This is a genomic window from Pseudomonas sp. AC136, assembly GCF_979258585.1.
Genome location: NZ_OZ409865.1, coordinates 4,200,511 through 4,212,624 on the forward strand (window position 1 = coordinate 4,200,511; position 12,114 = coordinate 4,212,624).

A 12,114-nucleotide genomic window follows, 5' to 3' on the forward strand; every position below is an offset into this window, starting at 1 on the left:
AGAGCCTGAAATGACCGACTACAAAGCCACGCTAAACCTTCCGGATACCGCCTTCCCAATGAAGGCCGGCCTGCCACAGCGCGAACCGCAGATTCTGCAGCGCTGGGACAGCATTGGCCTGTACCAGAAGCTGCGTGAGATTGGTAAGGACCGGCCCAAGTTCGTGCTGCACGACGGCCCGCCCTATGCCAACGGCACCATTCACATCGGTCACGCGGTTAACAAAATTCTCAAAGACATGATCGTGCGCTCGAAAACCCTGTCCGGGTTCGACGCGCCGTACGTGCCTGGCTGGGACTGCCACGGCCTGCCCATCGAGCACAAAGTGGAAGTCACCCACGGCAAAAACCTGCCCGCCGACAAAACCCGCGAACTGTGCCGCGCCTATGCCGCCGAGCAGGTAGAAGGGCAGAAAGCCGAATTTATTCGCCTGGGCGTTTTGGGCGATTGGGCCAACCCGTACAAAACCATGGATTTCGCCAACGAAGCCGGCGAAATCCGCGCCCTGGCCGAAATGGTCAAAGGCGGTTTCGTATTCAAAGGTCTGAAGCCGGTTAACTGGTGCTTCGATTGCGGCTCGGCCCTGGCTGAAGCCGAAGTTGAATACCAGGACAAAAAATCCTCGACCATCGACGTCGCGTTCCCGATTGCCGACGACGCCAAACTGGCCGCTGCATTCGGTCTGCCCGCGCTGAGCAAGCCCGCAGCCATTGTCATCTGGACCACCACCCCGTGGACTATCCCGGCCAACCAGGCGCTCAACGTCCATCCCGAATTCATCTACGCCCTGGTCGATGTCGGCGACAAGCTGCTGATCCTGGCTGAAGAACTGGTGCAAGCCTGCCTGACCCGTTACGGCCTAGAGGGCACGGTGATTGCCACGGCGCCCGGCGCTGCGCTTGAGCTGATCAATTTCCGTCACCCGTTCTACGACCGCCTCTCGCCGGTATACCTGGCCGAGTACGTCGAGTTGGGCGCTGGCACCGGCGTGGTTCACTCCGCCCCGGCCTACGGCGAAGACGACTTCGTGACCTGCAAACGCTATGGCATGGTCAACGACGACATCCTCACGCCCGTGCAGAGCAACGGCGTGTACGTTGAGTCGCTGCCGTTCTTCGGCGGTCAGTTCATCTGGAAAGCCAACCCCGCCATCGTTGAAAAACTCAGCGAAGCGGGCGCGCTGATGCACACCGAAACCATCAGCCACAGCTACATGCACTGCTGGCGCCACAAGTCCCCGCTGATCTACCGCGCCACCGCGCAGTGGTTCGTTGGCATGGACAAACAGCCCAACACCGGCAACACCCTGCGCCAACGCGCGGTAAAAGCCATCGAAGACACCCAGTTCGTGCCGGCCTGGGGCCAGGCGCGCCTGCATTCGATGATCGCCAACCGCCCGGACTGGTGCATCTCGCGTCAGCGCAACTGGGGCGTGCCGATCCCGTTCTTCCTCGACAAAGCCACGGGTGAACTGCACCCGCGCACTGTCGAACTGATGGAAGAAGTGGCCAAGCGCGTCGAGCACGAAGGCATCGAAGCCTGGTTCAAACTCGACCCGACTGAACTGCTGGGCGACGAAGCCGGCAATTACGACAAAATCAGCGACACCCTCGACGTCTGGTTCGACTCTGGTACTACGCACTGGCACGTGCTGCGGGGTTCGCACCCGATGGGCCACGCGTCCGGCCCGCGCGCCGACCTGTACTTGGAAGGTTCCGACCAACACCGCGGCTGGTTCCATTCCTCGTTGCTGACCGGCTGCATGCTGGACGACCACGCCCCGTACCGCGAACTGCTGACCCACGGTTTCACCGTGGACGAAAACGGTCGCAAAATGTCCAAGTCGCTGGGCAACGTCGTCGCGCCGCAAAAGGTCAACGACACCCTGGGCGCCGACATCATGCGTCTGTGGGTTTCGGCCACCGATTACTCCGGTGAAATGGCCGTTTCCGACCAGATTCTCCAGCGCAGCGCCGATGCTTATCGCCGCATCCGCAACACCGCGCGCTTCCTGCTCTCCAACCTCAGTGGCTTCAACCCGGCCACCGATCTGCTGCCGGCCGAAGACATGCTGGCGCTGGACCGTTGGGCTGTAGACCGTGCCCTGCTGCTGCAAAACGAGTTGCAGGAACACTACGGCGAGTACCGTTTCTGGAACGTCTACTCCAAGGTGCACAACTTCTGCGTGCAGGAGCTGGGCGGCTTCTACCTGGACATCATCAAAGACCGCCAGTACACCACCGCCAGCGACAGCCAGGCGCGTCGCTCGTGCCAAACCGCGTTGTTCCACATCGCTGAAGCGCTGGTGCGCTGGATCGCGCCGATCCTGGCGTTCACCGCTGACGAGCTGTGGGAATACCTGCCGGGCGAGCGCAACGAATCGGTCATGCTCAACACCTGGTACGAAGGGCTCACCGCGCTGCCGGAAGGCTTCGAGCTGGACCGCGCTTACTGGGAGCGCGTCATGGCCGTGAAAGTGGCCGTGAACAAGGAAATGGAAAACCAGCGCGCCGCCAAAGCTATCGGCGGCAACCTGCAAGCCGAAGTGACCCTGTACGCCGAAGACGCGCTGGTCAGCGACCTGGGCAAACTCAGCAACGAATTGCGCTTCGTGTTGATCACCTCGACCGCTGCCGTAGCGCCATTAACCAGCGCGCCAGCTGACGCCGTGGTGACCGAGGTCGCCGGCCTGAAACTCAAAGTGGTAAAATCAGCTCACGCCAAGTGCGCGCGCTGCTGGCACTGCCGTGAAGACGTCGGCGTGAATCCGGAGCACCCCGAAATCTGCGGTCGTTGCGTCGACAACATCAGCGGCGCTGGCGAGGTTCGTCACTATGCCTAACGCCCGTCTTGGCCGGTTGTCCTGGCTGTGGCTGAGCCTGGTGGTGCTGATCCTCGATCAGGCCACCAAGCTCTACTTTGAAAACAGCCTGAGCCTGTATCAGCAGATCGTGGTCATTCCCGACCTCTTCAGCTGGACGCTGGCCTACAACACCGGCGCTGCCTTCAGTTTCCTGGCCGACAGCTCTGGCTGGCAGCGCTGGTTGTTTGCCCTGATCGCCGTGGCCGTCAGCGCCACGCTGGTGGTCTGGCTCAAGCGCCTCAAACCTGAAGAAACCCTGCTCGCCGTGGCCCTGTCGCTGGTGCTCGGCGGCGCGCTGGGCAACCTGTACGACCGGATCGTGCTCGGCCACGTCATCGACTTTATCCTCGTGCACTGGCAGAACCGCTGGTACTTCCCGGCCTTCAACATCGCCGACAGCGCCATCTCGGTCGGCGCCGTGTTGCTGGCCCTGGACATGTTCAAAAGCAAAAAAGCCGGAGAGCCCGCCCATGACTGACGACGCCCTGCGTATCGGCCCGGACAAACAAGTCACCCTGCACTTCGCCCTGAACCTGGAAAACGGCGACGTGGTAGACAGCACCTTCGACAAGAAACCGGCCACCTTCAAAGTGGGCGACGGCAACCTGTTGCCCGGCTTCGAAGCCGCCTTGTTCGGCCTCAAGGCTGGCGACAAGCGCACCCTGCAAGTGGAACCGGAGCACGGCTTCGGCCAGCCCAACCCGCAAAACGTGCAAGTGATGCCGCGTTCGCAGTTCGAAGGCATGGAGTTGTCGGATGGCCTGCTGGTGATCTTCAACGACGCCGCCAACACCGAACTGCCTGGGGTGGTCAAAGCCTTTGATGACAGCCAGGTCACCATCGACTTCAACCACCCGCTGGCCGGCAAGACCCTGAGCTTTCAGGTCGAAATCATCGAGGTCAAACCGGCCTGACCCGCCGGTGACCTGGCACCTGCCCTCGGGGCGGAAGAGAGAAGCCCCATGCAAGAAGTAGCCATGCAAATCAAACTCGCCAACCCGCGCGGCTTCTGCGCTGGCGTTGACCGCGCGATTGAAATCGTCAACCGCGCCCTCGAAGTTTTCGGCCCGCCGATCTACGTTCGCCACGAAGTGGTCCACAACAAATTCGTCGTCGAAGACCTGCGCGCCCGCGGCGCCATTTTCGTTGAAGAACTGGACCAGGTACCCGACAACGTCATCGTCATCTTCAGTGCCCACGGTGTTTCCCAAGCCGTACGCAAAGAAGCCGAATCGCGCGGCCTGAAAGTATTCGACGCCACGTGCCCGCTGGTGACCAAGGTGCACATCGAGGTTGCCCGCTACAGCCGCGACGGCCGCGAATGCATCCTCATCGGCCACGCCGGCCACCCGGAAGTGGAAGGCACCATGGGCCAATACGACGCCAGCAATGGCGGCGCCATCTACCTGGTTGAAGACGAAACAGATGTCGCCAACCTACAAGTGCGCAACCCCGAAACCCTGGCCTTCGTCACCCAGACCACGCTGTCGATGGACGACACCAGCCGCGTCATCGACGCCCTGCGCAGCCGCTTCCCCAGCATTGGCGGCCCACGCAAAGACGACATCTGCTACGCCACGCAAAACCGCCAGGACGCCGTCAAACAGCTCGCCAGCGAGTGCGACGTGGTGCTCGTCGTCGGCAGCCCCAACAGCTCCAACTCCAACCGCCTGCGCGAACTTTCCGAGCGCCTGGGCACCCCGGCCTACCTGATTGATGGGGCTGAGGATTTGCAGCAAGGCTGGTTTGAAGGCAAAGCGCGCATTGGCATTACCGCCGGTGCGTCGGCGCCGGAGGTGCTTGTGCTTGGCGTGGTGCAGAAACTGCGAGAGTGGGGCGCTACGGGCGCGGAAGAGCTGGAAGGGCGGCCGGAGAATGTGACGTTTTCGATGCCGAAGGAGTTGAGGGTTAAGGCGATATAATTCCAGAATCAATCCGCAGAAACGAAAAAGGCCACTCCGAAGAGTGGCCTTTTTCGTTTAGTGCCTAGCGTTTATTTCCAGCATTCTGCTGCGGTGGAAGTCGCCCCGGCTTCCACGCTTTTAGTGCCGGCTTGATCAAGGATAAAGGATTTACATTTTTTATCGCCGCTCTGCGGCGCCCGTACGTTTGTGGCAGTCAAGGTATAGGTGTTTGCGGTCACATTACCGAAGGCCAACCCGTAATAGCTCAGACTGTCGACGTAGTCGGCCATGTTCAGCTTTTCTGCGCTATCGGCGTATACGTTGTTCTGCGCGTGGTAACGAGCTTGACGTGCCGCAGCCTCGTTTAACAAGGCCATGGCCTCGGTGCGATTGCCGCGTATTACATATTCCTGATAACTCGGGAACGAGATCGCCGCGAGTACGCCGATGATCGCGATCACGATCATCAGCTCCATCAGCGTGAACCCGGCTTGTTGTACCCGTTTCATACTTGCTCCTAGATTCATGGAGTAACGTTGGCCGGAATCATCCGCCAGGTTTGGCGACCGTTCGAATTGGGGCCAGGGTTGAGAACTGTGCCGCCGCCGGTCGGGTCGTATTTTTTGTCTTTCTTGACAGTGCCGCCGCCAGCTGAGTTGTCACCCAGTCCAGAGGGAGCGTTGCCGTCCGTATCGGTGTCGCTGTTGTCGACGACCCCGTCATTGTTGATATCGAAAATCGGGTACGCCGCGCGGCCGCCAGTGGTGGGATTTACGCCGTATGTGAATCCGTCGAGCCCTGCAGCGCACGTGGTCTGGTTCGGCGTAATGGTCGAGAACAGCAGGCCGTCACCATACGGAATCATGTTGTACACCATGCGTTCGCCATCGGACGTTGTGCCGGTTTTCAAGTCCAAATACCAACCGTATTTATCGACGCTGGCATCGCTCGTATCAGCGGCGTTATTCACATACCAGTTCACCGGATTTTGACTGATATAGCGAACTTTTCTTCCACTCAGGGTTTGCGTGGTGGACATTACCTGGGCTTGAAGTTTTGTACGCGACAGTTGAACTGTCGTGCTTGTCGCTTGACCATTGGTTTTTCTATCCCACACGCCATACACCGATTGAGTCTGGAAAGGGGATGCCTTGTCGGTGCTGCTCAAGTACTTGCCAGTACCAAAGGTCGCGAGATAGCCGGTACCTGATGGATGTGCGATCAAGCTCGGTGCAGCCGTAATGGGTTGACGAGCACCACTGCTATCTCTGGCTACATACAGCGGCTTGCCGCCAAACGATACGGCAAACGTATTAGCGCTCACGTTGGTTTTCGACAGCGGGGCTGCAGATGCTGTGTTAATCAGGTCGAAGCGCCAGAGGTTGCCCTGCAGGTCGCCGGCGTAGGCATAGTCAGTAACGCCGTCGCCGTTGAAATCTGCAGTCCTAACGTTTGATAGTCCGTTGCTAACAGAGGCCAGCCCCTCCGTGGTATCGGTCACGGCACTGAACTTTTTGATCAGTGCGCCGGTTTGAATATTCAGCGCGAACAGTACGGCTTTGCCCGCGCCGTTACTGGCGCTGTTGTAACCGTTAGGAATCAACGCAGCCCATTCGCCGGTATGCAGGCGGGCGATGCTTGGTTTCGCGACGGTGAAGCCGAGGTCCCCATCGTTAACGCTTGTGAATTCCCAGAGCAATTTAGGTGCGCTTGGGTCCGTGATATCCAGGGCGAAGACCTCTCGGCCGCCCGCGCCCAGACCACTTACCAATACCGTATGCCACGCATTACCGAAGTAAACGTCAGCCACTACCGGAGTGCTATCAACGTAGTACTGGTGCGGTGCGCTGCCATCAGCAGCGCCGTAACTTGCTGCAGTCAGTTTGTTCAGGTTTGTAATCACGGCTGAAGGCACAAAGGCAAATACCTCTTTGCCGGTGGTCGCATTGAACGCGTGCAGCATGCCGTCGTTCGCACCGACATAAACGATCGGAGTACGACTGTTCATGTTGGTGATGAACTGGTTGTACGTGGCAATGTTGGTGGTTACGTTGCTGCTACTTCCATCCAATGTGCCAGCCCGGTACGCCAAGTACTGCGCGCCCTTAACCAGAATTGGCGACGAGTTAATGATGTCGCCGAGCTTGGATGAGCGATTGCGGAACGTGGCACACCCTGCAAGCGAGGTGCAGCTGTCGCCACGAATAAACGCGGTGCGCGCTTGTCCGTAATTGTCGACCACGCCGGAGGTATTGGTGTTGAGGGCTGTTTGCAAGTTAATACCGTTGTAAGACTGACCCGCCATGGCGGTCCAGCTGAACGTGGTCAACTTGCTGGCAGTCGTCGTGCTGGCCATTTTTATGTCGCGCGTCGAAGTCGAGAGCTCCGTAGCGGCCTTCCACACCGGCTCCACGGTGGTAACCGCGGTTCCGCCTGTCACCGTCGTGGTGTTCACTTGTTTGATCAGATCGCCGCCCCAGCCGAGCGCGTCGAAGTTAGTGCGGTAAACATAGGCGGTGTCTTCTTCTTCCGCGCTGTTTTCCAGCGGAATATCTACAGCCACCGACGTGACTGCGTTGTTCAGCTGGAGAATGTCGTTGAACGCTTTGTCCAGTTGGCTTTTGAGCATTGCTGCGTTGCTAACCAGGAAATAGTTGTCTGGCACCCCGTTGGCGTCAGCGTCCCATGCCGTCGCTGTAGTAGCGCCGTACTTGGCGGCGTACCACAGCGGGTTTTCCAAGTTGGCAACTGCCGTCGCCTTGAACGGGGTAAAGATACGTTCGTGGAAGTCTGGTCGGGACCCAATCAGCGCACTGCCGTCTCTGCGGCCGGGCAGGCTCGCACAGCTTGCTGGAGTGGTTGCGCAACCACCGGAGTTTTTGCCATCCGGGGTGTCCAGTGCGAGGTGTGCGTCTACCGAGTTGCCGCCGCCAGTCACTTCCAGATAAATGCCGTCGTACTGGGTGCCGGCAATGGTGTAGCCGAGGTGGGATGTAGCGCCGGACACCGAGTATTCGGTTTGTGTGCGCACGCTGATGTTGCCGTCAGCCAGAGCTTTGACGGTATATAAAATGATTGAGTCCATGTCGTAGTCGCTCCTTTGAGCGGCATCGTCATAAACCACACGGAAAATAATCTGTTGCCTGCCGCCATTAATGCTCGGGTCGACGGTTTGGCCCGGCATGTTGGACATGGAGTCAACATAGAAGCCAGTGATCTGATCGGTCACGCTGTTGGTGACAACCACGCCGTAAGGGACCAGCGTAATGGTGCCTTTACTGCTGGTTACCTGCAGTCGCGGGATGGTTGAAGCCAAGGCCACCGAGAATGTCTGTACTTTGTGGTTGCCACGAGTGGTTATCGAATTGCGGCTACCGTAGTAGGAGACGGCGGCGCTGCTGTAGCTGCCTTCCTTGTTAGGCTCTTCCGGAAGGCCACGGATTTTCGCGAAGCTGCTGGTCGATTTGGCGGTCGGCGCATTGTTGTTGGTTGTTCCTATAGCTTCGCCGATATTGACAGACTTGGTACCGCCTACTTCCGCGTTCCATATAGCGTCGCTAATAGTTGTTACGTTAAAACCGGTTAGCGTGCTCGGAATCACACCGTCGGCGTTGGCTGTGAACGAAGTTCCCGGCAAGTTCGAGTCGTAACTCGGGTTAACGTCGCTGACCATGGTCACAAACGGTTTGGAGCACGTGGTCGACTTATCAGTATACGGGTCGGTCCAGGGAGAAACGGAGGTTAAACCCATGCCCGTATCCGTAGTACTTGCCGCATACCCACTGGTGGGAGCCGTCAAGCCCTTGAAGTAGCGAAGGGTTTCGTACGCCATCTCACCGATAGGGTTGCCCCAATCCTTACACGAGGAGTTGGGCAGTGGGGTAGTAAACGCATCGCAGTTGGTGTTGGTAGAAAAGCGAATTTTGTCCAAGTTGGACACGATGCCGTTAGGTTTCACATAGGCGTTGACATTGTTCGTTGTAACGCGAAATTGACCTGTAGAGGCTTTAATTTCGTCAGCGAAAGTGCCCATGGCTTTTCGCAGCACTCCCCCTTTGATGTTGTTGTCATACGTGCCAGTCATCAGGCCGAAATACATTTTCCCCGCTTCGCCGTAATCGTGTAGCAAGCCTGTCGGCTTATTGCCCGTTACATATTGCTTGCAATCGGTCTCCAGCAGTCCAGTAACGCAAGCCTGGACGCGCACGGTCAGGTCATACGTTGGAACAATCGTTTTGTTGGCATAAGCGGCGTTGGTAATGGCGTTCGTGCCTTGGGTAACTTCACGAGATACCCAGCCCCAGATACGGAAATTGCCGTTCGACGCGTTGCTTAACGGACTGTCGATAATACGGAGCTTGGGCACACTGCTGATGCTGGTGTTAGCGAAAAGAATGTACTTACCGTTTGTGGGTTCCGCGAGCGGCGTGTAGTCGGAAATCTTGTAACCGTCCCGGGCTACGCTTAAGTACTCCTTACCCCAAGTGTGGGCGTCGGATGTCAACGGAATGCGTTCTAGAATGGTGCTCGCTTCATCATCAGTGGAGCGATAGCCGCCGTATAGAACCTTGCGCAATGCATCAAGTCGGGAAGTGGTTTGATAGTTGAGGAAGTCGCCACTCCATCTACCAACATGGGTTGAGCATCGTTTATCAGTAGTGACCGACTCCGGAACAAATTTAGTGCCATCGTGGGTGTAGCACTTGTAAGAGTCGAAGTAACCTAAGTATTTAATCGACGGCTTGTAATAAATATCAAGGATGCCGTCGCCGTCCAAGTCGGAGGAGTCGTTGTAGGCGGGAAAGAACACCTTGTGGTCTTTACCGATTACCAACATATTCATCGGCGGCGTCGATTCGCTGACGAACAAAGGCACTTGCGAGAGATCAATGTCAGCGTGTGCTAGTTGACTGGCGGCTAGCAGGCCAAAGAGGTAGATGGGTTTACGGAACATGGTGTTCTCCAACTTTGGCTGCTAGTTAAAAATGGCGGCTTCGACAGAACGCATGCACAGGGCGTCAGGCCCGCACGTCTTGCCTGCTGGATCGGCGCTCTGGAACGCCTGGCCATTTACTTCGTAATAGTTTGTGCAGTTCTTCCCGGTCAGGAAGCACTCGGGGTCCGATGAACTGATTACACCGGTGTCTCTGATATACCAGCGTGCATTTCTTTCCAACTCAGCAGAGTCGTAAAGGTTCGAGACAGAGAAATCGCTGGTGTACTTCGCTGCGGTTTCTTTAATGCAAGGCGCAGCGCGGTTGCTCGTACAGTCTACGAGTGGCTGATTGCTGACCTTGATTTTCCGCTCTCCTTCGCGAAGAGCGGACTCGGCGGCGGCGGTTAAGCGTTTTTGTTCAATCAAGTTGCCAGTCATGCGCGTTTCGAGCGTCACGCCACGCATACTGCTTACAGCCAACACAGTAATGATCAGCAGCATGATGAGTGCGACGAAAAGAACAGCGCCTTGCTGGCGCCCAGGAAATGAAAATGACTGTTTCATGGCATCAGGTTCCTTAACGTTACGCCGCTGCTAACAATTTGATAGATCTTGTCGCTGACACATGGGCTTGCATCGGCTGCCGTCAATTTCTGCCATTCCGCACAGGCTTTGCTTTCAATGCCCTGCGCCACGCTGTTTTGCGTACTGCTCAGCAGAACCGAATATCGCAGGCTTCTGATAGGCGCGACGCCGGGGTCAGCGGTGTAGCTGGTGACATTCTTGGCGCCTGAAGCACCCACCCCGAAATCGAGTTTAATTCCGGCGACGCCGCCCTCGATCAACGTGGTCCCGTTACAGACCAAGTTCCCATCAACGACCGAAATTTTTTCAATAAAAGAAACATTCGGAATTTTGTAGGGCGCGTCGACGTTAGTCGGGTCGCTTATCGCCGCACCCGTGCAATCGAGCTCAGCCAAGTCGCGCGGTTGGAAGCGCAGGCAAATGGTGCTGTCATCCACTTTGTAAATCGCCTGCCCCGTCGTGAATGCGCACCCGCCGGAGTTAATGGCTGGGAACGCTTGTTCCGGCGCTTGATCTGGACGCCGGCGGAAGCCTGTTTTCATCAGTTCTTTTTCGAACATCATTAGCGCAAAGCGACCGTTTTCCTGATTCTCAGTTTGGCTTTGTTGATAGCGGTAGTTGTTCTTGTTGTTGATGAATATTTGCGTGACGCCAAGTATTAAAAAGCTGCTGATTAGCATGGCTACCATCAGCTCAATCAGCGAAAGGCCCGCTTGTTTGTTATGCATCGTCAAGCTTCCTTAAAGTTCGGCTGTGAGGCGGTAGTGGCAGATGGTCTTGTCGTCGCCATCCACCGCATTGGCGTCCATGCATTCGCCATCATTGACGCGCCATGCCAACTGAATACGTACGGCATCACCGGTCTTTGCAATCACGAAGTCGCTACTCAGTAAACTTCCCGCGTCTGGAAGTGCTTCTGCGGCCCGCTGAGCCCAGCACCCCAAGCGCTCCTTGGAGTTGGTCGGCAGCGGTGTGCAGGAATCGGGTACGTCTGGAAAATCAGCACCAGCGGCTTTGTAGTATTCGGAAACCGAACCGTTGTCTGCTCTCATCATTTCCATCAGGTCGTCGGCAAGCGCCGCCGCAGCGTTACGCTGCACAGAATCCTGGGTGTAAGTGATGGACTTGGCTTGCATGGCTACCATGCCCAAGACGCCAATACTGATAAGAATGACGGTGATCAGAACTTCGATCAGGCTGAACCCCTGGTTGCGAAAGCGCATGTTCATTTCTGATCTTCCGGGCTGGTGGTCGTCGACTTGGTATTTTTAATCAGCCCTGGCAGGGTGACGGAAACGGTATATGACGTGCCGTCTTCGTTATTGGTGATGGCTATCGAAGCTGCTGTTGCTGTGCCGTCAGGCTGGAAGGTAATAGTCTTTACGGTCGGAACCACCTCGACGCTAGTCGGGATCGTGACGGAGTTGATGGTCACGCCCCCCTGAGCGGCGGTCCAGGAGTTGTCGTCGTTCTGCTTCACCGTCACCGGGTTGCGCTTAGACACAGCATCGGTGCGCGCGGACAGTAGCAGCGTGTGCAACTCGTTGGCCGAGCTCTGCAACCTGCTGTTTCTGACGGTGGCGGTAAACGAAGGTATCGCTATGGATGCGAAGATCGCCAGTAACACGACGACGATCAGCAGCTCCACCAGGGTGAATCCTTCGGATAATTTTTTGACGCGCATAAACCGACTCCTATGACTGGTAGGAAGATTCCCACGAGCAAGGACGATTTGTCGTACAGGAGGAGATGAGTGGTTTTTTCGCGGAGACGATTGGCGCGCTTGCCTGCTAACCAGTGGCTCTGGGGGCTTTAGGGTCCCGCTG

The 12,114-nt window shown here is 57.2% G+C and carries 10 protein-coding genes; 4 read left to right on the forward strand and 6 right to left on the reverse strand.

Annotated features, from left to right (window positions below; all coding sequences use genetic code 11):
- The first annotated feature begins 10 nt into the window (after positions 1-10).
- The 4 genes from ileS to ispH all read left to right on the forward strand — a co-directional run bounded on the left by ileS (position 11) and on the right by ispH (position 4,785).
- On the forward strand, positions 11-2,842 hold the full coding sequence (gene ileS, locus ACZZZU_RS18810; protein WP_463551473.1) for an isoleucine--tRNA ligase: 2,832 nt from the start codon (positions 11-13) through the stop codon (positions 2,840-2,842).
- Entirely contained in the window at positions 2,835-3,341 is a 507-nt protein-coding gene (lspA, locus tag ACZZZU_RS18815; RefSeq protein ID WP_122492952.1) for a signal peptidase II, read from the forward strand. The genes ileS and lspA overlap by 8 nt, the downstream gene beginning before the upstream one ends.
- Positions 3,334-3,777 carry an FKBP-type peptidyl-prolyl cis-trans isomerase gene (locus ACZZZU_RS18820; protein WP_122492951.1) on the forward strand — a complete coding sequence of 148 codons (444 nt, stop codon included), beginning with the start codon at positions 3,334-3,336 and terminating at the stop codon, positions 3,775-3,777. The genes lspA and ACZZZU_RS18820 overlap by 8 nt, the downstream gene beginning before the upstream one ends.
- A 63-nt stretch (positions 3,778-3,840) precedes the next feature.
- Complete coding sequence (gene ispH / locus ACZZZU_RS18825; RefSeq protein ID WP_122493142.1) at positions 3,841-4,785, forward strand: 4-hydroxy-3-methylbut-2-enyl diphosphate reductase; 945 nt, start codon at positions 3,841-3,843, stop codon at positions 4,783-4,785.
- A 71-nt stretch (positions 4,786-4,856) separates the two neighbouring features.
- Here the strand turns inward: ispH and ACZZZU_RS18830 are convergent, their stop codons facing one another.
- Genes ACZZZU_RS18830 through ACZZZU_RS18855 form a run of 6 tightly spaced genes read right to left on the reverse strand, consistent with a single transcriptional unit; the run spans position 4,857 to position 11,972 of the window.
- On the reverse strand, positions 4,857-5,276 hold the full coding sequence (locus ACZZZU_RS18830) for a type IV pilin protein (RefSeq protein ID WP_463551474.1): 420 nt from the start codon (positions 5,274-5,276) through the stop codon (positions 4,857-4,859).
- Between the two features lie 14 nt (positions 5,277-5,290).
- The gene (locus ACZZZU_RS18835) at positions 5,291-9,721 is read right to left on the reverse strand and encodes a pilus assembly protein (RefSeq protein ID WP_463551475.1); all 4,431 of its coding nucleotides are present in this window, start codon (positions 9,719-9,721) and stop codon (positions 5,291-5,293) included.
- A gap of 21 nt (positions 9,722-9,742) precedes the next feature.
- Positions 9,743-10,267, reverse strand: a complete 525-nt coding sequence (locus ACZZZU_RS18840; protein ID WP_463551476.1) for a pilus assembly PilX family protein — start codon at positions 10,265-10,267, stop codon at positions 9,743-9,745.
- Entirely contained in the window at positions 10,264-11,016 is a 753-nt protein-coding gene (locus tag ACZZZU_RS18845) for a PilW family protein (protein ID WP_463551477.1), read from the reverse strand. Before ACZZZU_RS18845 ends, ACZZZU_RS18840 begins: the two co-directional genes overlap by 4 nt.
- Before the next feature lie 12 nt (positions 11,017-11,028).
- Positions 11,029-11,511, reverse strand: coding sequence for a type IV pilus modification protein PilV (pilV, locus tag ACZZZU_RS18850; protein WP_463552155.1), 483 nt, complete (start codon positions 11,509-11,511; stop codon positions 11,029-11,031).
- Positions 11,512-11,513: 2 nt separating this feature from the next.
- Positions 11,514-11,972, reverse strand: coding sequence for a GspH/FimT family pseudopilin (locus ACZZZU_RS18855; protein WP_463551478.1), 459 nt, complete (start codon positions 11,970-11,972; stop codon positions 11,514-11,516).
- Positions 11,973-12,114: the final 142 nt, after the last annotated feature.